Genomic DNA, 20,601 nt, shown 5'->3' on the forward strand with positions numbered 1-20,601 from the left:
ACCGTCCGCCGGGAGCTCATTTTCCGGGGGTTCATCTCACGTGTTGTGGCCATTTTCGCTTGCCGGCACCGCTCCAGGGTGGGTTGTTGTGGTGCTGGGCATCGCCGACCTGGTAATCAGGGTGCTGGCTGTGGGCATCATTCCCGGCAACAGGCGGCCCACCACGGCCATGGCCTGGCTGCTGGGCATCTTCTTCGTTCCGTTCGTGGGCATCATCCTGTTCCTCCTGTTCGGCAACTTCAAGCTCTCCAGCCGCCGGCGGGAGCAGCAGCAGCAGGTCAACGAACGCGTGCGGGCCGGGATTTCCTCGCTTGCCGACGTCGAAAGCGACTACCCCGGACCCGAATGGGTCAAATCCGCCGGGGAACTGAACCGCAGGCTGGGGTCCCTGCCCATGGTGGACGGCAACTCCGTGGACCTGATCCCCGGCTATCCGGATTCCATCCTGGAAATGACGAACGCCGTCCGCAAGGCCAAGAAGTTCGTCAACGCCGAGTTCTACATCATGAGCACGGACCACATCACCGACGACCTCCTCACGGCCCTGGAGGAAGCAGCCGAGCGCGGCGTGGAAGTGCGCGTGCTGTTCGACCACATCGGCACCCTCCGCGTGCAGGGCTACAGGAAACTGCTGAAGCGGCTGCGCGCCGGCAAGATCCAATGGAAGCGGATGCTGCCGCTGCTGCCGATCCACGGCCAATGGCGCCGGCCGGACCTGCGCAACCACCGCAAGATCATGGTGATCGACGGCGAAATCGCCTTCACGGGTTCACAGAACCTGATCGAGCCCTCCTACAACAACCCCCGGCACCGCAAGGCAGGCCGCGAATGGGTGGAGCTGATGGCCTGCCTGCGCGGGCCCATCGTCACCACGCTGAACGTTGTTTTCGCCACCGACTGGCTCAGCGAAACCGATGAATCGCTGGAGCACCAGCTGCAGCTTCCGGCCAATCCGGAACCGGGGAACGTCACCGCCCAGGTGGTTCCCAGCGGCCCCGGGTTCATCACCGAGAACAACCTGCGGCTGTTCAACACCCTGATCTACTCGGCCCAGCACCGGATTTCCATCTGCAGCCCCTACTTTGTTCCGGACGACTCGCTGCTCTACGCCATCACCACAGCCGCCCAGCGCGGGGTGGACGTGGAGCTTTTCGTGTCTGAGAAGGGTGACCAGTTCCTGGTACACCACGCCCAGCGGTCCTACTACGAGGCCCTGCTGGAAGCCGGCGTCCGGATCTACCTCTACAAGGCCCCGTTCGTGCTCCACGCCAAGCACTTCACCATCGACGACGAGGTGGCGGTCCTCGGCTCCAGCAACATGGACATGCGCTCCTTCTCCCTGAACATGGAGGTTTCCGTCATGCTGTTGGGCGAGGACATCGTCACCAAGATGCGGGCCGTGGAGGACACCTACCGGGACATCTCCCACGAGCTCAAGCTGACGGATTGGATCAACCGGCCCCTGGCGGCCCGCTACGTGGACAACGTGGCGAGGCTGACGGCAACGGTCCAGTAAACCCCGGGGGTTTTTGTCCACTTATGTAGGGTTTAGGGGTCCTGAAGTCTGCATATCTGGACAAAAACTCCAGGGGTCAGGTGTGGGGGAAGTCCGCGCCGAGCGTTGAGAGGACGCCGAACGCCTTGGTGCGGATTTCCTCGTATTCGTCCTCCGGATCCGAGTCCGCGGTGATGGCACCGCCGACGCCGAGCGTCAGTTCCGCCGTTCCGTCGCCGCGGGTGCTGGTCACCAGGGTCCGGATGGCGACGGCGAGGTCCGTGGCCCCGTTCAACGAAAAGTAGCCGATGGCTCCCGAGTAGACCCCGCGGGGTCCACCTTCCAGGCTGTCCAGGATGGCCATGGTGCTGATTTTGGGGGCGCCGGTCATGGAGCCGGCGGGGAAGCAGGCGGCCACGGCTTCGGCCCGGGGTGAACCGGGCTTCAGCTGCGCATCGATGGTGCTCACCATCTGGTGCACCGTGGCGTAGCTTTCGATGGCGCAGAGCCTGCTGACGGTCACCGAGCCGGGGACGGCAAAGTGGCTGAGGTCGTTGCGCAGCAGGTCCACGATCATGATGTTTTCGGCGCGGTCTTTCAGCGCCGTGGCAAGGTCGGTTCGAAGTTTGGCGTCCTCCTTGGCGTCTGCACCCCGGCGGCGGGTTCCCTTAATGGGCTCTGCCCGCATGCCGCCGTCGGCCGCGATTTTCAGGAACCGCTCGGGCGAGGTGCTGGCCACCGTGAGGCTGCCAAAGCGCAGGTAACTGGCAAAGGGGGCGGGATTCCTGCGGCGCAGCGCCAGGTAGGTGGTCCACGGATCCAGGGCATCCGCCGGAATGTCCGCCGACAGGGCGGTGGTCAGGCAGACCTCGTAGGAGTTCCCCTCCCCGATCTGGTGCTGTGCCGCAGAGATTTTCGCCAGGTATTCAGCGCGCGTGTCCCGGCTGCGGAATTCCGGCGCTGCCGCGAGGACGACGCCGGTGCTGCCGCCGGACTGGGCGGCCGGCCCTGCGTCTTCCACGGCGGCCCGCGCCCGGTCCAGCCAGTCATCCGCGTCGGGAGCGTCCAGTGCCAGGAGCCAGGCGGTTCCTTCGGCGTGGTCCAGGACCACGGCCCTGCCGGCAAAGATGAGCGCCGCGTCGGCGGTGGGGGAGGGAACGTCGGTGCCGCCCGTCTCGCGCTTGAGCTCGTACCCCAGGCACCCGAGCCAGCCGAGCGTGAACCCGCCGGGGTACGCCTTGGGACTCTCGACGGCGGGGAGGCCCCACACTGTGTCCAGCCAACGGAAAAACGGGCCCTGTACGGTGGCGGTGGCGCATCCCGCGCTCATCAGGCTCTGGCCCGAACGGTGCGTTACAGACTGGCCGAACGTGCCGCCGTCGTCCGCCATGATGCTAAAGCGGCTGCGCTCCGCAGCCGCCGCTTCCCCTCCGTCCTGCTCCGGCAGGGCCCCCACGTTGGAGGAGTCCAGCCAGACGGCGTTGGCCGAGCGGCCGTAGAGGGAACGGAAAAGTCCTGGGCCGTCCGGGCGGATGTCCAGCCGTTCCGCGCGGAGGCGCAGCCCCCGCCGTGCTGACAGTTCCGGTGCCAGGGCCGGGGCCAGCGCCGGAAGGTAGGGGAGGACCTGCAGCACGTCCGCCGGTGCTGATCCGTCCGCGGGGTTCCGGACGCGGATATCGGCAATGCTGGGGACGTTGTCCGCCGCGAGCCACGCCTCTTCCTGCGCTGCCCACTGGTCCCAGAACGGCTCATAGGTTTCGCCATCCCGGTCCAGCGCCCGGGTCCGGCGCACGTCATCCGGCGCTTCGGCCCAGATCACCGCGTTCAGCAGCGGCCGGGCCTCTGCCGCGGCGGCCCCGACGCCCTCCATTATGACGATCTCGGCCGGAAGCGTCACCCGGGATTCGCCGTCGTAATGCTTCTCCCAGTCCCAGCAGACCCAGGCGGCTGCCTCCCCGCGGCTCAGGGGAGCGAGCACCGTGGAGACGTACCTTTCGATGCCGGCCGCCAGCCCATTCCAGCCGGGGTATATGTCCTCAAGGTGGAACAGCGACACCCTGTGGTGCGCGCGCAGCCTGGCGGCCAGTTCGACGGCGAGGGTCGTCTTCCCAGCGCCGGAGCGTCCGTCAATGGCGATGATGACGGGGGCTGGGCTCATGGAGTAGAGCGTACCTTTACGGCCGCCGGCCTTGCACAACGGGCAGGGAGCTAACGGGCCTGCCGCTGCAGTTCCGCGCCCCGGAGGACGGCCGACTTGATGTGCTCCACGATCCCCGGGAGTGCAGCGTGGATCTGGTGCCAGACGGCGTCGAAGTCCGCGTGGCCGCCGTACCAGGGGTCCTCGATGCCCTGGTCCAGCAGGTCCAGGCCTGCCGTGGCGGGATCGAAGCTGCGGAACATGCGGATCTTGTCCAGTGACTCCTGGTCCGGAGCGGCTTCGCTGAGCCAGGCATAGTGGTCGATGTCCAGGGCAAGGATCAGGTCCCTTGAATGGAACCAGTCCAGCTCCCACTCGCGTGCCACGTGCTGCTCTGAGCCAAGCTGGGTGGCGGCGAGCCGGCGGGCGGCCCGGGGGTCAATGGGGCGTCCGGCCTCGTAGCCGGTGGTTCCTGCGGAGTCCACGGCCACCAGGCCGTCCAGGCCTTCGCGTTCAAGGGCCGCGGCGAGCATGAGCTCAGCCATGGGGGACCGGCAGATGTTTCCGGTGCAGACGGCGATGACGCGGTATGGGCTCGACGCTGAGTTCATGAAACTAAGCATGCGCGCTATTGGACGGATTGGCTAGAGAAGTCATTCACATTGCTTGACAGGGTTGTAAAGAAACTTTCTTTCCGCGTCACGAACGCTGGATGGCTGAGTTTAGTGAAGGACGGCGAGGAGGATGCCCACGCCGATGAAGAGCACGCCAAAAACCTTGCTGAGGACCAGCTGCCCCCGGGTGGAGCGCGTAAAGCGGTGGAAGGACCGGGCGGCTGCCGCAAAGAAGAACCACATCACCAGGATGTCAATGGCAATAATCGTGGCAGTCAGCACAAGGTACTGGGGGAGCAGCGGCTGTTCGGGCCTGATGAACTGGGGCATGAAGGCCAAAAAGAAGATGATGGCCTTGGGGTTGAGCAGATTGACCCACAGCCCCCGGCGGAAGATGGACCAGGCGGGCTCATTCCGGAGGGCGGCGGTTTGCTGCTCTTCGAGAACCGGCTTGCTCAGGAACTGCCTGATGCCCAGGTACACCAGGTAGGCGGCGCCTGCGAAGCGGATGATGTTGAAGGCGACGGGAGAGCTTGCCACCAGCACTCCGACGCCGAGCGCCACGATCACCACGTGGATCACCAGGGCTGCCTGTTGTCCCAGGATGCCCCAGATGGACCGGCGGAACCCGGCGTTCAGGGAGTTGCTCATGGTGTTGATGGCTCCGGCGCCGGGCGTGAAGCTGATCAGGGTTCCGGCGCCCACCAGGGCGAGCCAAAGGGAGAATTGCACCATTCGAGTTTAGTGGCCGTTGGCGCCACCTAATCACCTGTTTGCCCTGCTGGCGGGCCGCGACTGCCGTACAGCAGGTGCACCCGGTGAGACCTGTGGGCAAGCCACGTATCAAAGCGCCGCAAGGTCAGGCCCGGGCGATGACCTCGCCGTTGGGGATCAGGAACCACCCGTCGTCGGTGGAACCCCAGCGGTGCCACCCGGCCGAGATCCGGGCCAGGTCCGCAGGGTTGGCGAAGCCGTACTCCAGTGCCTGCTCCGCGAAGGCGGAATGGAGCACGCGTTCGCCCCACACGCGCGCCTGCCACCGGCGCTGCTGGCTGGTGGCATAGAGCCAGTTGCTGCTGGAGGGCGCCACGTCGGTAAAGCCGGCCGCTTGCGCCCAGCTCACCAGCCGCCGGCCGGCGTCGGGTTCCGCCCCGTTCCGCCGCGCGATGCGCTGGTAGAGCTCCATCCACTCGTCCAGTTCCGGAATGGCGGGGTACCAGCTCATGCCGTGGAAATCGGCGTCGCGCACGGCAACGATGCCGCCGGGCTTGGCCACCCGCCGCATCTCACGCAACGCCTCCACCGGGTCCGTAAGGTGCTGGAGCACCTGGTGGGCGTGGACGACGTCGAACGTCTCATCCTCAAAGTCCAGGTCATAGATATTGCCGGCCACGAATTCCACGTTGGGAACCTCGCGCTCCATGGCGAGCGCCTTTGCCTGGGCGATGATGTCCGGGGACCGGTCCAGCCCCGTCACCTTCCCCGGTGCCACCAGGGCGGCGAAGTCGCACGTGATGGTGCCCGGGCCGCAGCCGACGTCGAGCACGCCGGACCCCGGCGTGAGGTGCGGCAGGACGAACGCTGCCGAATTCTCGGCGGTCCTGGCGGCATGGGCGCGGACCACGGATTCATGGTGGCCGTGCGTGTAAACGTCGTCTTCAGGCTGCTGCGCACTCATAACCAAACGCTACCCCCAACTGCTACTTACTTGGGTGGTGGGGATTGCCGGGCGGGGTGGGGCGGGCGAGTTGGTTGGGTCAGGCAGGGTTGTCCGGCTGGCTGGCGGAGGACTCTTCGCGCGCCGCAACCGTGGCCTCCACCATGGCAGTCATGAATCGGGTGACGGTATCCAGCTCCTCGGCCGAGAATCCGGCCATGGCACTGCCCATCTGGCGGGCCAGCGGAGCGAAAATTGCGCCGCCCTCCTGGAAAGCCTTGGGCGTCATCCTGAGCTGGACCTGCCGGCGGTCCGAGCCGTGCCGCTCACGGGTCACATGCCCCGAATGGTCCAGCCGGTCGATCAGGGCAGTAGTAGCGGGGGAGCTGAGGTGCAGTTCCTTGCGCAGGAGCCCTGGGGTAACCACATTTCCCTTGGCGGTGTGGCGCATAATCACAGCCAGGGCGTTGAGGTCTGTCCGGTGCATGTCCTTGCGGCCGCCTGCCGTGTCCACGTAGCGGTTGGCCTCCAGCGTGAACTCCTGCAGGAGGCGCACCAGGGGATGGGGTCCGCCGGCAGGCTGCGGAGGCCCTCCCTGCGGTGCCGGGTCGGTGCCGTCTGCCATGTCCACCTCCTGGTCCTCCTGGTGCTTGGCCGCCTGCAGAGCCATTTGCGCTTTGCGTACTGACGGATATTACTTGAGCGGCCCAAGCGCCCCAGTATCCGGGAAATCCAGAAAAAGCTAGCCAGACGCTTATCTCCATGGTGGAGATACTCTAATATGGAAACAATGTTACTCCCGCCCGTCGTCCGGAAGGCGTCATGAAACACAAATCGGAAAGAACGGAACGCGTGCCGTTCTGGCTGCGCTGGCTGGTCCCCGTCATCCTGGTTCTGACGTGGTTGGCACTCGCCGGCGTCGGAGGCCCCACTTTCGGACGCCTCGAAGAAGTCTCATCCAATGACCAGGCTTCCTTCCTGCCCGCCAGCGCTGAGGCTACGGCCGCACAGGACTGGCAGGCGAAGTTCCGGGATTCGGACGAGGTGCCCGGCGTGATCGTGATCGAGAGCGATGAAGCCTTCACTCCCGCGCAGCTGGGTGAGGTGGCAGGCCTGAAGGAAGAACTGGAGGGGCTGCAGCTTGGCAGCGCCGTCATCGGCCCGATCCCGTCCGAGGGCGGCAAAGCGGTCCAGTTCATCGCGCCGATCGATTCGTCCGCTGAGGTCAAAGAGGCTGTCCAGGAGCTGAGGGACACCGTTGCCGAGGCCGCCCCCGAAGGGATGCAGACCTTTGTGACCGGGCCTGCCGGACTCGCCGCGGACCTCACGGCCGCCTTCGCCGGCATTGACGGAATCCTCCTCCTGGTGGCCCTCGCCGCGGTATTTGTGATCCTCCTGATTGTTTACCGCTCCCTCCTGCTGCCCATCATGGTGCTCCTGACGTCCGTCTTTGCGTTGTGCGCAGCCATCCTGCTGGTCTTCGGCATGGCAAAGGCCGGGTGGATCCAGCTGAACGGCCAAAGCCAGGGAATCCTGTCCATCCTGGTGATTGGTGCCGCAACGGACTACGCCCTGCTCTACGTGGCAAGGTTCCGCGAGGCCCTGACCCACACCACCAACCGCACCGCAGCCGTCCTGACCGCGTGGAAGGCATCGTTCGAGCCCATCCTGGCCTCCGGCGCCACCGTGATCATTGCCCTGCTGTGCCTGCTTTTCTCCGACCTGAACTCCAACAAGGCCCTGGGCCCCGTGGCTGCTGCCGGAATTCTCTGCTCCCTGTTCGCGGCGCTCACGCTGCTTCCGGCACTGATGGCGCTTCTGGGCCGGGCGGCCTTCTGGCCGTTCCGCCCCAAGCTGGTCCCGGAGGACGAGCGCGAGCCCGAACTGGTGACCGGGCTGGAGGGGCAGAAGGGCCTGTGGCGCGCCACCGGATCCCTGGTCTCCAGGCGTCCTCGCGCGGTCTGGATCGCCTCGGTCCTCCTGCTGCTGGTGGCGTCCGCGGGCGTACTGCAGCTCAAGGCCAACGGCGTCCCGCAGACGGACGTGATCCTCACAGCCTCCAACGCTGTCGACGGCCAGGACGCCCTGGCCCGGCACTTCGACGCCGGCAGCGGCAGCCCCGCCGTCGTGGTTGCGGACCAAGGGAAGGCGCAGGAGGTGCTGGATGCGGTGAAAGCGGCCGACGGCGTGGGGGATGCTTACCTGCTGGCGCAGGGCAGCGTACCAGTCACCGGAGCCCCCGGCGCTCCCAGCGCCCCCGACGTCCGCGACGGCAGGGTGCTCATCAACGCCACGCTGAATTCCGCCGCGGACTCCTTGGAGGCCGAGGAAGCGGTCAAGGCCCTGCGTGTAGACGTCAAGGCCGTGGACCCGGAGGCCCTGGTGGGCGGGGTGACGGCGACCGCGCTGGATACCAACACCACCGCCCAGCGCGACCTGGTGATCATCATCCCCGTGGTCCTGGTGGTTATCCTCTTCATCCTGATGCTGCTGCTCCGCTCAGTCCTCGCGCCGGTGCTGCTGGTGCTCTCGGTGGTGCTGTCCTACGCGGCAGCCATGGGAGTTTCGGCGTTCGTGTTCAACAACATCCTGGGTTTCCCGGGCGCTGATGCCACCGTTCCGTTGTTCGGTTTCGTGTTCCTGGTGGCACTTGGGGTGGACTACAACATCTTCCTGATGAGCCGGGTCCGGGAGGAGTCGCTGAAACACGGCACCCGGCCCGGCATCCTTCGCGGCCTGGGCGTCACCGGCGGCGTGATCACCTCCGCCGGCGTGGTCCTGGCCGCCACCTTCGCCGCCCTGGGCGTCATCCCCATCATGTTCCTGGTGCAGCTGGCCTTCATTGTGGCCTTCGGCGTGCTGCTGGACACCGTACTGGTGAGGTCGCTGCTGGTGCCGGCCCTGGCCTACGACATCGGCCCGCGCATCTGGTGGCCCAGCAAGCTGGGGCGGCAGGCGGTTGGGGAGCGTCCGGGCCGGGCTGAGGCCCTGTTGGAGGAAACGCCGGCTCGATAGACTGCCTCTGCGCCCGCATGGACGCGGAACTCAAAGGAGAGATGCACCATGACCGAGAACCAGGAATCCCCGGCCGAGCAGCCCCGCAAGGGAAGCACTGCCCCCGGGCTGGAGGGCGAGGGCGGGCAGTACGTGGACGGCGACTATGGCGATGCCGGTGCCGTGGGGGAGCCGGCCGGCAACCTAGGGGACGGTGAATACCCGGACGGGGACTACGGTGAAGCCGGCACGTCCGGCGCAGCCCGGGAAGCGGGCGCGATCCGGGAAGAGCGGGACCCCCTGCACGGCCGGCGCGACAGCGAGCGGTAGCACCTCAACACAAAGCAGTACGGCGGCAGGTTCTCCAACAGCGAAAGCGGAGAGCCGCCGTCGTCCGCGTTTAAGCGCGGAAATCCGCGCCAGTGCTGGCAGCTGCGCGGTTCCCCGCGCCAACCAAACGACGAAGTTGAGCGTACCTCGCTCAACTTCAGATTGACATCAATCGCGTGCTGAGTAAAGTTGAGTGCAGAACGCTCAATAGCGGGCGCCAACCAGTTTCCAAGGAAAGAAGGAAGCAACACATGTCACGTGCAGTAGGTATCGACCTCGGAACCACCAACTCCGTCGTCTCCGTTCTCGAAGGTGGCGAGCCCACCGTTATTGCCAACGCCGAGGGTGGCCGCACCACGCCGTCCGTCGTTGCATTCTCCAAGTCCGGCGAAGTCCTGGTGGGCGAGATCGCCAAGCGCCAGGCCGTCAACAACATCGACCGAACCATCGCCTCGGTGAAGCGCCACATGGGCACGGACTGGACCGTCAACATTGACGAGAAGAAGTACACCCCGCAGGAAATTTCCGCGCGTATCCTCATGAAGCTGAAGAACGACGCCGAGTCCTACCTGGGTGAAAAGGTCACCGACGCCGTCATCACCGTTCCGGCCTACTTCAACGATGCCGAGCGCCAGGCAACCAAGGAAGCCGGCGAAATCGCAGGCCTGAACGTCCTGCGCATCGTCAACGAGCCCACCGCGGCAGCCCTGGCCTACGGCCTGGACAAGGGCAAGGAAGACGAACTCATCCTGGTCTTCGACCTCGGCGGCGGTACCTTCGACGTCTCGCTGCTGGAAGTCGGCAAGGACGAGGACAACTTCTCCACCATCCAGGTCCGCGCCACCGCCGGTGACAACCGCCTGGGCGGCGACGACTGGGACCAGCGCGTCGTTGACTACCTGCTCAACCAGCTCAAGGTCAAGGGCATCGACCTGTCCAAGGACAAGATCGCCCTGCAGCGCCTCCGCGAGGCAGCCGAGCAGGCCAAGAAGGAACTCTCCTCCTCCTCCAGCACCAACGTCTCCCTCCAGTACCTGTCCGTCACCCCCGACGGCCCGGTCCACCTGGACGAGCAGCTGACCCGCGCCAAGTTCCAGGACCTCACCAAGGACCTGCTGGAGCGCACCAAGAAGCCGTTCCACGACGTCATCAAGGAAGCCGGCATCAAGCTCTCCGACATCGACCACATCGTGCTCGTCGGCGGTTCCACGCGTATGCCCGCCGTCTCCGAACTGGTCAAGGAACTGGCCGGCGGCAAGGAGCCCAACAAGGGTGTGAACCCGGATGAGGTTGTAGCCGTTGGTGCCGCCCTGCAGGCCGGTGTGCTGAAAGGTGAGCGCAAGGACGTCCTGCTGATCGACGTCACCCCGCTGTCCCTCGGCATCGAAACCAAGGGTGGCGTGATGACGCACCTGATCGAGCGCAACACCGCCATCCCCACCAAGCGGTCCGAGACCTTCACCACGGCGGACGACAACCAGCCCTCCGTTGCCATCCAGGTCTTCCAGGGCGAGCGCGAGTTCACCCGCGACAACAAGCCGCTGGGCACGTTCGAGCTGACCGGTATTGCTCCGGCTCCGCGCGGCGTCCCGCAGGTTGAGGTCACCTTCGACATCGACGCCAACGGTATTGTCCACGTCTCCGCGAAGGACAAGGGCACCGGCAAGGAACAGTCCATGACCATCACGGGCGGCTCCAGCCTCTCCAAGGAAGACATCGACCGCATGGTCAAGGATGCCGAGGAGCACGCAGCCGAGGACAAGGCCCGCCGCGAGGCAACCGACACCCGCAACACCGCCGAGCAGCTCGCCTACTCCGTGGACAAGCTGATCGCCGACAACGCCGACAAGCTGCCTGAAGAGGTCAAGACCGAGGTCCAGGCCGACGTCGACGACCTCAAGAAGGCACTCGAAGGCACCGATGACGCCGCGGTGAAGGCAGCCTTCGAGAAGCTGCAGGCTTCCCAGGGCAAGCTGGGCGAGGCCATCTACTCCCAGGCCGGCTCACCCGACGGCGCCACCGGCGCTGCAGGTGCTGAAGGCGCTGCGGGTTCCGCTGCCGGTGACAAGGCTGGCGACGAGGACATCGTTGACGCCGAGATCATCGACGAAGACGAAGCGAAGAAGTAATCATGCCCCATCACGGTAACGAGGAAGAGCACACTTCCACCGGCCAGGACAGGCACGACGGCGAGCCGGTCATCCGGGACAACCGCAAGGTTGACCCGGTGACCGGGCAGGCCCGGCACCCGGAGGGCGGCCACCATGAAGGCGGCCAGGGCGCAGGTTCGGCTTCCGCCGGGCAGGATTCCGACGGCGACGCCCTTGCCCAGGCCGAGGAAATCCTCAACGGCGTGGAGGTGCCGGCGGAGGAATCCGTGGCGCAGGGCGCTGCCGCAGCGGGCTCGGCCAACGCAGAGGCAGCCGAGCTGCGGAACGACCTCCTCCGGCTGCAGGCCGAGTACGTCAACTACCGCAAGCGCGTTGAACGGGACCGCGCCGTGGCAGGCGAGATGGCCGTCATCGGCGTCCTGAACTCACTGCTTCCGGTCCTGGACGACGTGGACGCGGCCCGCCAGCACGGCGACCTGGCCGACGGACCGTTCGCCGCGATCGCCACCAAGCTGGAGAACGCGCTGAAGACCTACGGTTTGGTCCGCATCGACCAGACCGGCGTGGAGTTCGATCCCACGATCCACGAGGCCCTGATCCAGCAGCCCGGCGAGGACATCGAGGTTGACACCGTCAGCCAGGTGCTCCGCTCCGGCTACAAGTCAGGCGACCGGGTCCTCCGCGCAGCCCAAGTGATTGTGGCCGTTCCGGCTTAGCATTACTCCCATCGAGATGACAGTTCGCGGCAGTGATTCGACAGAACATTGGCGCGAACTGTCATCTCGGCACAAATTCTTGAAAGGAAACGCCATTGGCTAGCCAGGATTGGGTGGACAAGGACTTTTACGCGATCCTTGGTATCGCCAAGGACGCTTCCGACGCCGACATCAAGAAGGCGTACCGGAAGCTCGCGCGGCAGCACCACCCGGATACCAATGCGGGCAATGCTGCCTCGGAGAAGAAGTTCAAGGACATCTCCGAGGCCTACTCCGTGCTCTCGGACCCCGATGAGCGCCAGCAGTATGACGCCATCCGGGCCATGGGCGGCGGTGCCCGGTTCGCACCTGGCGGAGCCGGGGCGGGCAGCGCCGGCTTCGAGGACATGTTCGGCGGCCTGTTCACGGGCAACACCGGGCGGCATGCGGGCGGGTTCAACCCCTCCGCCGGCGGCATCCCGCCGGAGTTCGCCGATCTGTTTGGCGGCGGCTTCGGCCAGAGCGGATTCCAGCGGACCCCGCAGAAGGGTGCGGACCGCACAGCTTCCACGAGTATTTCCTTCGCCGGTGCCATCCGCGGCACCACCATCGGCCTTCGGGAGCCCAGCGGCGAAGTGATCGACGTCCGGGTGCCCGCCGGCATCAAGGACGGCCAGAAGGTCCGCGTGCGGGGGAAGGGCCAGCCTGGCGCCGCCGGCTACGGTGACCTGGTGGTGTCGGTCGCTGTCCAGCCGCATGCGTTCTACACGCGCGACGGCGACAACCTCCGGATCCACGTCCCCGTCACCTTCCCCGAAGCTGCTTTGGGAGCAGACATCGAGGTGCCCACCATCGACGGCGAAAAGGTGCGGGTCCGTGTTCCGGCCGGTACGCCGTCGGGCCGCACCCTGAGGGTCAAGGGCAAAGGCGTGAAGACGTCCAAGGGAACCGGCGACCTGCTGGTGACCATCGACGTCGCCGTCCCCAAGAACCTGAACAAGGAAGCCGAAGCCGCGGTCAAGGCATTTGCCGAGGCCACGGCCGGAGCCGATGTCCGTGAGGGCCTGGCCGCCAAGGCCCGGTTGTAGCAGGGGAGGTGTGCTGTGGACGTCAGTGCTGACCAACCTATCTTCGTGATTTCGGTCGCGGCTGAACTTGCGGACATGCACCCCCAGACGCTCCGGCAGTACGACCGCCTGGGCATCGTCTCGCCCAGCCGTGCCCCCGGCAAGTCCCGCCGCTACTCCCAGCGGGACATCAACATGCTCCGTGAGGTGCAGCGGTTGTCCCAGGAAGGCGTCTCGCTGGAGGGGATCAAGCGGATCCTGGAACTGGAGAACCAGGTGGCCGCCCTGCAGAGCAGGGTTGCGGAACTGACCGAGGAACTGGGCCGGCGCCGGCAGCCGCTGGACGCCCGGATCTTCGCTGCGGGCGCTGCGGGCGACGTCGTGAGCCTGGCACGCGGCCAGCGGCCACGCCCGCGCTCGCAGGCTGTGGTCCTGTGGCGGCCTCGCGCCATCGGCAGGTAAGTACAACGCCACGGGTACGGGCAGGAAATAGAGTACCCACTACTCGTGACCCCTGGAGCCCCTGGAAACTTCAATGGAACCATTGCTGGATCAGCAGCAGTGGTTCCAAGGTTTCTGGGGGTTTTTCCATGTGTGGTTTCGCTTTTTGCCGCCCTGCCGCTGGGGTTCACCGATGAGCCCGGGGATGGAGTCGGTGGCAGCGTTCAGCGGCTCGCTTCCCGGCCAGATGCTGCTGGCACTCGGACAAACGGTGGTGGTGGTGTGCGTCTGCTTCGACATGGTGCGGGCGCTGTCTGTCCCGAGGTCCCACCGTCGCTACCTGGCCAGCACGGTGTTCCGTACCCTGGCCATCCCGTCCATCGTGGTGAATGGCCTGACGGTGCTCATCGCCCTGGTGCTGTGGTCCTGGATCGATGTGGTCATGGGCATGTTCGTGCTGGTGGCCATCATCTTCCGCCTCCACCACGACAAGGACGAGGACAACTGGTGGAAGGGCAAGGGCAAGAAGTTGGCCCGCTGGGCGCGCCGGCAGTTTGCCGGCCGCACCTCCGCCGCTCCTGCGATGGGGTAGGCGGCATCGGGGCTAAGCGCGGTAAAGATCCTCATAAAGGTCCCGGACACGGGACCTGATGTCGTCCCGCACCAGGCGCATGCGCTCCATCCCCTCGATGCCGCGCTCGGAGGGCTCGTCGGTCTCCCACACCTCAAAGCGCGTTCCCTCGCGGGGCTCGAGCTTCGCTTCCGTTCCCAGCACGATCACCGCATCCACAACGTCCAGGACGTCCACCGTGACCGGCTTGGGGTGTTCGCTGCTGATGTCGATGCCCAGTTCGGTGAGCGACTCCACGGCCTGGGGGTTCAGGGACTTCCCGGGTTTGGTGCCGGCCGAGTACACGGTGACGTTCCCGTTGGCCAGCTGGTTCATCAGGCCGGCGGCGAGCTGGGATTTTCCGCCGTTCTTGCTGCAGACAAAGAGGACGGCCGGTTTCTTGGACGCGGGTGGCTGGTGGCTGGGGTTGGACATGGTGCTGCTCCGGAGGTCGGTGTTCAGTGTCTGGATCTAGTTGCTGCCGGAGCGGCCGTGGGAAAGCCCCGTGGGAAAGCCCACCAGGACAGGCTCGGGGGATGCACAGCAGCCGGCATCGGGCTGGGCGGCGGATGCGGCGGGGACGTCGCAGCTGGTGCCGGCGTCCGTGGAGCAGACGCCGGTCTCGGGCAGTTCCAGCTGGACGGTGTCAGCCGCCTCGCGGTCCCCGGCCAGGGCGGCCACCACCGAGCGGACCTGCTCATAGCCTGTGGCCAGGAGGAACGTGGGTGCCCGGCCGTAGGACTTCATGCCCACGATATAGAAGTCCTTGTCCGGGTGGGCAAGGAGCTTGGCGCCGTGAGGGGGGACGGTGCCGCAGGAGTGGAATTCCGGGTCGATCAGCGGGCCGAGCTCGCGGGGAGCTTCGACGGCGGGATCGAGCTCCAGCCGGAGCTCGCGCAGGATGTCCAGGTCGGGGCGGAACCCGGTGCAGGGGACCACAACGTCGGCATCAAGGGTGCGGCCATCGGCGGCTTCGACTGTGACATGGGAGTCGAGGGCCTTCAGTGAGCTGATGCCAAAGCCGGTGTGGAGTTCGATTTTTCCCGCCTCCACCAGGCGGCGGACACGGCCGCCGAGCTGTCCCCGGGCAGGAAGCCCGTCGGCGTCGCCGCCGCCGTAGACTTTGGCGGCCGAGGCGCCGCGGACGGCCCAAAGGATCCGGGTGTCGGGCTCGTCCTTGGCGAGGTCTGCGAGGCCGGTCAGCGTGTTGGCAGCGGAGTGGCCGGCACCCACCACCAGGACCCGGCGTCCTGCGAAGGCTGCCCGGTCACGGCCCGTAACGTCCGGCAGCGGTGCGGAGATCCGGTCCGCTGCGGTGTCCTCGCCGATGGCGGGTAGGCCTGAGGTGCCCAAGGGGTTGCGGCGGGACCAGGTGCCGGATGCGTCGATGACGGCGGCAACGGTGTGGTCCCGGGTTTCCCCGTCCGCGTGCTCTGCCCGGACAGTAAAGGGTGTGGTGTCCCGGTTGCGGGTGTGGGTCTTATCCAGCCCCGCCCGGGTCACGGCGGTGACCCGGGCGCCGGTCCGCAGCCGGGAGGCTATGGCGGGCAGCGCAGCCAGCGGCGCAAGGTAATTGTCCACGAGTTCCCCGCCGTATGGCAGCGCGGTGGGCCGGGGGGCTTCCCACCCGGCGGACTCCAGGAGGCGCACCGCGGCGGCGTCAAGGTTGAACCGCCAAGGGGAGAACAGCCGGATGTGCCGCCATTGCTCAATGGCCGCCCCCGCCGTCGTGCCTGCCTCGAAGATGAGCGGCTCGAGGCCGCGCTCCAGCAGGTGGGCCGCCGCGGCCAGCCCCACGGGACCGGCGCCGATCACGGCAACTGGAAGAGCTTGTGCTGCAAGGTTCTGTGCTGCATCCATGGTGTCCTCTGTTTCATCCGTAGGTGTGCGCGGTGGGCGGCCCAACCAGGTAGCAGTAGATGTCGTTTGGGGGCTCATAACGACACTTGCTGCTACCTGGTTGGGGGAGGGGGCGTGCTGGGGTTAGCAGCAGTCCTCGTCAGTGCAGGAACCGTCGTCGCAGCAACCGGAATCGCCGCAGCATCCTGTATCCATTCAGCTCACCCCCTCCCCTGGCAGGATTTCTAGGCGTGGGTTGGTTCCTCCACCAGGGCGGTGGCGATGCTGTCCGCGTCCTCGAGGGCTGCGAGGTAGCGTTCGGCGTCGAGTGCTGCGGCACAGCCGGTGCCGGCAGCGGTGATGGCCTGCCGGTAGCGGTGGTCCACGGCGTCCCCGCAGGCAAAGACGCCCGAGAGGTTAGTGACGGTGGTGGGGGCGTCCACCTTGATGTAGCCCTCGTCGTCCAGGTCCACCTGCCCGGCAACCAGTTCGGTGCGCGGGACGTGGCCGATCGCTACGAAAATACCGGTGGCCGACTGTTCCCGGGTCTCCCCGGTGCGGGTGTCGGTGAGCGTGACGCCGGTGACTTTGCTGTCGCCGTGGATGGCGGTGATGGCAGAGTTCCATGCGAAGCTGATCTTGGGATTGTCCTTGGCACGCTGCGCCATGATGCGGGAGGCGCGCAGCTCCTCGCGGCGGACGACGACGGTCACCGACTTGCCGAAGCGGGTCAGGAACATCGCTTCCTCCATGGCCGAATCACCGCCGCCGACCACGATGATGTCCTGCTCGCGGAAGAAGAAGCCGTCGCAGGTGGCGCACCAGGACACGCCGTGGCCGCTGAGCTTCTTCTCCTCGGGCAGCCCGAGTTCCTTGTAGGCGGAACCCGTTGCGAGAATGACGGCGGGGGCCTCGTGCACGTCGCCGCCGCCCGTGACCACGCGCTTGAGGTGGCCCGCCAGCGCCACCTCCGTGACGTCGTCGAACACTACCTTGGCGCCGAACTTTTCCGCCTGCTGCTGCAGCCCGTCCATCAGTTCGGGGCCCTGGATGCCACCCGGGAAGCCGGGGAAATTTTCCACTTCCGTGGTGTTCATCAGGGCGCCGCCGGCCGTGACCGAACCGGCCAGGACCAGGGGCTGCAGCCCTGCCCGGGCGGCGTAGATGGCGGCGGTGTAGCCGGCAGGGCCGGAACCGATGATGATCAGCTGTTCTTTGTTGACGCTCTCTGCGGTCGCGGTTTCAGTCACGGGAGTCTCCTGATGCTCTTGGGAAGTTACTTGGCGGCGGGGGTAAGGGAAGCGATCAGGTCCTCGATCCGGCCCCTGATCTCGTCACGAATGGGGCGGACGGACTCCACGCCCTTGCCGGCCGGGTCCTCCAGGACCCAGTCCTCGTAGCGCTTGCCCGGGAAGTAGGGGCATTCGTCGCCGCAGCCCATGGTGATGACGACGTCGGATTCCTTCACGGCCTCTGTGGTCAGGACCTTGGGGACCTCCGCGGACATGTCAATGCCTACCTCGGCCATTGCCTCCACGGCGGAGGGGTTGATCTTGTCCGCGGGCTGGGAGCCTGCGGAGCGTACCTCGATCGCACCCTTGGAGAGGCTGGTGAGGAAGGCGGCAGCCATCTGGGAGCGGCCAGCGTTGTGGACGCAGACGAACAGGACGGAGGGCTTCTTGGCAGATTCGGTGGTCATGGTGTTCTCCAGGGGTATGGCGGTGGTCAGAGTGAAGCGGTGGCGGAGCTGAAGAAGCGCTTTCGCGCCCACAGTGCGGCGTATACAAGTGCAACAAGTGCCGGCACTTCAATCAAGGGGCCGACGACGCCGGCAAGGGCTTGGCCGGACGTCACGCCGAAGGTGCCAATCGCCACGGCGATGGCCAGTTCGAAGTTGTTGCCCGCGGCCGTGAAGGCCAGCGTGGTGGTCTTGGCGTAGCCAAGGTCCAGCCACTTGCCGATCAGCATGCCGGCACCGAACACCACCACGAAGTAGACCAGCAGCGGAAGCGCGATCCGGGCTACGTCCAGCGGGCGGGCGGTGATGGTTTCACCCTGCAGGGCGAAGAGGAGGGTGATGGTGAACAGCAGGCCGTAGAGTGCCCACGGGCCGAGCTTGGGAAGGAAGGTGCCTTCGTACCAGTCGCGGCCCTTGGCCATTTCGCCGAGGGTGCGGGTGAGGAAGCCGGCGAGCAGCGGGATGCCCAGGAAGATCAGCACCGAAAGCGTGATGGCCCAGAAGGAGAAATCCGCGCTGATGGTGGGCAGGCCAAGCCAAGACGGCAGGAGCTGCAGGTAGAACCAGCCCAGTGCACCGAAGGCCACCACCTGGAAAACGGAGTTGATGGCCACCAGGACTGCGGCGGATTCCCTGTCCCCGCAGGCGAGGTCGTTCCAGATCATCACCATGGCGATGCAGCGGGCCAGGCCCACGATGATCAGGCCGGTCCGGTATTCGGGAAGGTCCGCGAGGAAGACCCAGGCCAGGACGAACATGAAAGCGGGGGCCAGGAGCCAGTTGATCACCAGGGAGGAGACCATGAGTTTCTTGTCACCGATCACGCGGCGGGTCTGGTCGTAGCGGACCTTCGCCAGGACCGGGTACATCATGACCAGCAGGCCGACGGCGATGGGCAGCGACACTTCGCCTACCTTCACCGCTTCCAGGGCTGTGTTGAGGCCCGGGATCAGGTTGCCGAGCAGCAGGCCGAGGGCCATGGCGGCAATGATCCATACAGGGAGGAAACGGTCCAGGGTGGAAAGTTTGCCGACGACGGCCTCTTCCCCTTGGGTGGGCGGTAACTGGGTCCGGGTGCTCACGGGTCTCCTGCGCTGCTCGGCAATAGATTGATGAAAGTCGATATAGGAAGTATTGCCAGCTATATCGATGGATGTCAATCTATGTGCATAATGGGTGTCATGAACCTCCTGCAGACTGCTGCTCCCGCCGTCGACGCTTCATGCTGCGTTCCCTCGGACAAGCCGGCGCTGGGCATTGAAGAGGCCCAGCGGAAAGCGCTGGTCTTCAAGGCCCTGGCCGATCCCAACCGCCTGCGCCTGCTGTCCATCGTCAAGGCGGAGGAATCGGGGGAGTCCTGCGTCTGTGATCTGACGGAGCCTTTGGACCTGGGGCAGCCCACTGTTTCCCACCACCTGAAGATCTTGGTGGAAGCCGGGATCCTGCACCGGGAAAAACGCGGCACGTGGGCCTACTACTCACTGGTGCCCGGCGTCATGGACGATATCGCCGGGATCCTTTCGGCGCTGTGACGGCGTCCTGCCGGATGAGCTGCACTGGGCTCAGCCGCGCCGGTGATGGTCCGTCCGGCGCATCCGGACGGCCACCAGCACGCCGGATGCTGCGGTGATGGCGGCAACCACAAGCACTGCCGCCGGGATGCCGTAAGCATCGGCAAGAACCCCGGAAAGCAGGGCTCCCACAGCAAAGCCCCCGTCCCGCCACAGCCGGTAGATCCCCACGGAACGTGCCCGCCAGAGTGGATGGGCGACGTCGCCGATCGCCGCGAGGAGGGTGGGGTAGACCATCGCCGTGCCGGCGCCGAGCAGGACCAGCGCTGCGAGCCAGGTTCCAAAATCCTGCCCGACGGCGACCATGGCCAGCGCAGCGGCCTGGACCAGCATGCCTCCGGCGATGAGCGGTTTGCGGCCTATCCGGTCCGAGAGCGGACCCGTCACCATTTGCCCCGCACCCCAGACGGCCGGGTAGACCGCGGCGAGGATTCCGATGCGTTCGATGCTCAGTCCCGCCGCGGCGAAGAGGACGGGGAAAAGTCCCCAGGCGAGGCCGTCGTTGAGGTTGTTCACCAGCCCGGCCTGGCTGACGGAGGAAAGCGACCTGTCGCGGAAGCTGGTGAGCGTAAAAACGTCGCGGCTGCTCAGGCCGGCCCGGGCTCCTGCGTGGACGGAGACGTGGCTGGTAGCCTCGGTTTTTGCGTGGTGGTGTGTCTCGCGCACTGCCAGCACGGACAGCCCCAGGCCGATGGCGATGAACGCTGCCCCGAGCAGGAAGGGCCAGGGCCGCAGCCCGTAGGTTGAGGCGATGTAGCCGGTGGCCAGCGCCGTGCCCGCAACGCCGAGGTAGCCGGCAGCTTCGTTGAGTCCCATTGCCAGGCCCCGGCGTTCGGGGCCCACGAGGTCCATCTTCATCATCACGGTGGTGGACCAGGTGAGGCCCTGGCTGATGCCCAGCACCACGTTGGCAGCCACGATCAGCCCCCAGGAATCACCGAAGATCAGCAGGAGCGGGACCGGGAGGGCAATGAGCCAGCCGGCAATGAGTACCGGTTTCCGGCCGTAGCGGTCCGAGAATGTTCCGGCGAAGTAGTTGGTGGCAGCCTTGGCCAGCCCGAACGCCACGATGTACGTCAGTGCGGTGGTGTACTGGTCCAGGCCAAAGACTTGGTCCGCCAGCAGCGGCAGCACGGTGCGCTCCTGGCCCAGTGTGCCGCCCACCAGGGCGTTGACTGCCACCAGCAGCATGAACTGTGCCAGGTTTTGCCGAAGCCCCAGCACGGTACCGCCTGATCCCCGCCCATGGCGTGGGATTGTCCTGCCCTGCATGCGGATTTCTCCGTTCGTGGTGGGGATATT

20 protein-coding genes are annotated in these 20,601 nt (G+C 66.1%); 9 read left to right on the forward strand and 11 right to left on the reverse strand.

Annotation, left to right across the window (positions count from 1 at the left end):
* Positions 1–43 precede the first annotated feature (43 nt).
* Positions 44–1,516: a cardiolipin synthase gene (gene cls / locus ACIQF4_RS10115; protein ID WP_400516073.1), complete on the forward strand. Its 1,473-nt coding sequence runs from the start codon at positions 44–46 to the stop codon at positions 1,514–1,516.
* Positions 1,517–1,592: 76 nt separating this feature from the next.
* Here cls and pabB read toward each other — a convergent pair whose 3' ends face one another.
* The 5 genes from pabB to ACIQF4_RS10140 all read right to left on the reverse strand — a co-directional run bounded on the left by pabB (position 1,593) and on the right by ACIQF4_RS10140 (position 6,528).
* Positions 1,593–3,653 carry an aminodeoxychorismate synthase component I gene (pabB, locus tag ACIQF4_RS10120; RefSeq protein WP_400515965.1) on the reverse strand — a complete coding sequence of 687 codons (2,061 nt, stop codon included), beginning with the start codon at positions 3,651–3,653 and terminating at the stop codon, positions 1,593–1,595.
* A gap of 50 nt (positions 3,654–3,703) precedes the next feature.
* Positions 3,704–4,243, reverse strand: a complete 540-nt coding sequence (locus ACIQF4_RS10125) for a low molecular weight protein-tyrosine-phosphatase (RefSeq protein WP_350004069.1) — start codon at positions 4,241–4,243, stop codon at positions 3,704–3,706.
* A 111-nt stretch (positions 4,244–4,354) separates the two neighbouring features.
* Positions 4,355–4,978, reverse strand: coding sequence for a LysE family transporter (locus tag ACIQF4_RS10130; protein ID WP_400515966.1), 624 nt, complete (start codon positions 4,976–4,978; stop codon positions 4,355–4,357).
* 127 nt (positions 4,979–5,105) lie between these two features.
* Positions 5,106–5,924 (reverse strand): methyltransferase domain-containing protein, encoded by an 819-nt coding sequence (locus tag ACIQF4_RS10135; RefSeq protein ID WP_350004067.1) that lies wholly within the window; start codon positions 5,922–5,924, stop codon positions 5,106–5,108.
* Positions 5,925–6,003: 79 nt separating this feature from the next.
* Positions 6,004–6,528, reverse strand: coding sequence for a MarR family winged helix-turn-helix transcriptional regulator (locus ACIQF4_RS10140; RefSeq protein WP_400516074.1), 525 nt, complete (start codon positions 6,526–6,528; stop codon positions 6,004–6,006).
* A gap of 197 nt (positions 6,529–6,725) precedes the next feature.
* Here ACIQF4_RS10140 and ACIQF4_RS10145 point away from each other — a divergent pair, with 197 nt between their 5' ends.
* The 7 genes from ACIQF4_RS10145 (at position 6,726) to ACIQF4_RS10175 (ending at position 14,133) form a co-directional block, all read left to right on the forward strand.
* Positions 6,726–8,918, forward strand: coding sequence for an MMPL family transporter (locus ACIQF4_RS10145; protein WP_400515967.1), 2,193 nt, complete (start codon positions 6,726–6,728; stop codon positions 8,916–8,918).
* Positions 8,919–8,966: 48 nt separating this feature from the next.
* Positions 8,967–9,227 carry a hypothetical protein gene (locus tag ACIQF4_RS10150; RefSeq protein WP_400515968.1) on the forward strand — a complete coding sequence of 87 codons (261 nt, stop codon included), beginning with the start codon at positions 8,967–8,969 and terminating at the stop codon, positions 9,225–9,227.
* Positions 9,228–9,478: 251 nt separating this feature from the next.
* Positions 9,479–11,356, forward strand: coding sequence for a molecular chaperone DnaK (gene dnaK, locus ACIQF4_RS10155; RefSeq protein ID WP_231455298.1), 1,878 nt, complete (start codon positions 9,479–9,481; stop codon positions 11,354–11,356).
* A gap of 2 nt (positions 11,357–11,358) precedes the next feature.
* Positions 11,359–12,054, forward strand: a complete 696-nt coding sequence (locus ACIQF4_RS10160; RefSeq protein ID WP_400515969.1) for a nucleotide exchange factor GrpE — start codon at positions 11,359–11,361, stop codon at positions 12,052–12,054.
* Between the two features lie 95 nt (positions 12,055–12,149).
* On the forward strand, positions 12,150–13,121 hold the full coding sequence (locus ACIQF4_RS10165) for a DnaJ C-terminal domain-containing protein (protein ID WP_231455296.1): 972 nt from the start codon (positions 12,150–12,152) through the stop codon (positions 13,119–13,121).
* A 15-nt stretch (positions 13,122–13,136) separates the two neighbouring features.
* Positions 13,137–13,562, forward strand: coding sequence for a heat shock protein transcriptional repressor HspR (locus tag ACIQF4_RS10170; protein WP_308192096.1), 426 nt, complete (start codon positions 13,137–13,139; stop codon positions 13,560–13,562).
* 184 nt (positions 13,563–13,746) lie between these two features.
* Positions 13,747–14,133, forward strand: coding sequence for a hypothetical protein (locus tag ACIQF4_RS10175; protein ID WP_400516075.1), 387 nt, complete (start codon positions 13,747–13,749; stop codon positions 14,131–14,133).
* A gap of 12 nt (positions 14,134–14,145) precedes the next feature.
* Here ACIQF4_RS10175 and ACIQF4_RS10180 read toward each other — a convergent pair whose 3' ends face one another.
* The 5 genes from ACIQF4_RS10180 to arsB form a co-directional block, all read right to left on the reverse strand.
* Positions 14,146–14,586, reverse strand: a complete 441-nt coding sequence (locus ACIQF4_RS10180; protein WP_400515970.1) for a low molecular weight phosphatase family protein — start codon at positions 14,584–14,586, stop codon at positions 14,146–14,148.
* Between the two features lie 36 nt (positions 14,587–14,622).
* Positions 14,623–16,011: an FAD-dependent oxidoreductase gene (locus tag ACIQF4_RS10185; RefSeq protein ID WP_400515971.1), complete on the reverse strand. Its 1,389-nt coding sequence runs from the start codon at positions 16,009–16,011 to the stop codon at positions 14,623–14,625.
* Between the two features lie 224 nt (positions 16,012–16,235).
* The gene (gene trxB, locus ACIQF4_RS10190) at positions 16,236–17,240 is read right to left on the reverse strand and encodes a thioredoxin-disulfide reductase (RefSeq protein WP_400515972.1); all 1,005 of its coding nucleotides are present in this window, start codon (positions 17,238–17,240) and stop codon (positions 16,236–16,238) included.
* Between the two features lie 26 nt (positions 17,241–17,266).
* Positions 17,267–17,689, reverse strand: coding sequence for an arsenate reductase ArsC (locus ACIQF4_RS10195; RefSeq protein WP_231455293.1), 423 nt, complete (start codon positions 17,687–17,689; stop codon positions 17,267–17,269).
* Positions 17,690–17,715: 26 nt separating this feature from the next.
* On the reverse strand, positions 17,716–18,810 hold the full coding sequence (gene arsB, locus ACIQF4_RS10200) for an ACR3 family arsenite efflux transporter (protein WP_400515973.1): 1,095 nt from the start codon (positions 18,808–18,810) through the stop codon (positions 17,716–17,718).
* Between the two features lie 99 nt (positions 18,811–18,909).
* Between arsB and ACIQF4_RS10205 the strand changes: the two genes are divergently transcribed.
* On the forward strand, positions 18,910–19,260 hold the full coding sequence (locus tag ACIQF4_RS10205) for an ArsR/SmtB family transcription factor (RefSeq protein ID WP_400515974.1): 351 nt from the start codon (positions 18,910–18,912) through the stop codon (positions 19,258–19,260).
* Positions 19,261–19,290: 30 nt separating this feature from the next.
* On the opposite strand, the gene ACIQF4_RS10210 is transcribed toward ACIQF4_RS10205, so the two are convergent.
* The gene (locus ACIQF4_RS10210) at positions 19,291–20,571 is read right to left on the reverse strand and encodes an MFS transporter (protein ID WP_400515975.1); all 1,281 of its coding nucleotides are present in this window, start codon (positions 20,569–20,571) and stop codon (positions 19,291–19,293) included.
* Positions 20,572–20,601 lie beyond the last annotated feature (30 nt).

Origin of the sequence: Pseudarthrobacter sp. NPDC092202, from assembly GCF_044755505.1 — a bacterium.
GTDB lineage: Bacteria > Actinomycetota > Actinomycetes > Actinomycetales > Micrococcaceae > Arthrobacter.

Coding starts and splice junctions, on each gene's coding strand:
- pabB (WP_400515965.1), bottom strand. CDS start 3,653: ATGAGCCCAGCCCCCGTCATCATCGCCATTGACGGACGCTCCGGCGCT.
- ACIQF4_RS10125 (WP_350004069.1), bottom strand. CDS start 4,243: ATGAACTCAGCGTCGAGCCCATACCGCGTCATCGCCGTCTGCACCGGA.
- ACIQF4_RS10135 (WP_350004067.1), bottom strand. CDS start 5,924: ATGAGTGCGCAGCAGCCTGAAGACGACGTTTACACGCACGGCCACCAT.
- ACIQF4_RS10140 (WP_400516074.1), bottom strand. CDS start 6,528: ATGGCAGACGGCACCGACCCGGCACCGCAGGGAGGGCCTCCGCAGCCT.
- ACIQF4_RS10145 (WP_400515967.1), top strand. CDS start 6,726: ATGAAACACAAATCGGAAAGAACGGAACGCGTGCCGTTCTGGCTGCGC.
- ACIQF4_RS10150 (WP_400515968.1), top strand. CDS start 8,967: ATGACCGAGAACCAGGAATCCCCGGCCGAGCAGCCCCGCAAGGGAAGC.
- dnaK (WP_231455298.1), top strand. CDS start 9,479: ATGTCACGTGCAGTAGGTATCGACCTCGGAACCACCAACTCCGTCGTC.
- ACIQF4_RS10160 (WP_400515969.1), top strand. CDS start 11,359: ATGCCCCATCACGGTAACGAGGAAGAGCACACTTCCACCGGCCAGGAC.
- ACIQF4_RS10175 (WP_400516075.1), top strand. CDS start 13,747: ATGGAGTCGGTGGCAGCGTTCAGCGGCTCGCTTCCCGGCCAGATGCTG.
- ACIQF4_RS10180 (WP_400515970.1), bottom strand. CDS start 14,586: ATGTCCAACCCCAGCCACCAGCCACCCGCGTCCAAGAAACCGGCCGTC.
- ACIQF4_RS10185 (WP_400515971.1), bottom strand. CDS start 16,011: ATGGATGCAGCACAGAACCTTGCAGCACAAGCTCTTCCAGTTGCCGTG.
- ACIQF4_RS10195 (WP_231455293.1), bottom strand. CDS start 17,689: ATGACCACCGAATCTGCCAAGAAGCCCTCCGTCCTGTTCGTCTGCGTC.
- ACIQF4_RS10205 (WP_400515974.1), top strand. CDS start 18,910: ATGAACCTCCTGCAGACTGCTGCTCCCGCCGTCGACGCTTCATGCTGC.
- ACIQF4_RS10210 (WP_400515975.1), bottom strand. CDS start 20,571: ATGCAGGGCAGGACAATCCCACGCCATGGGCGGGGATCAGGCGGTACC.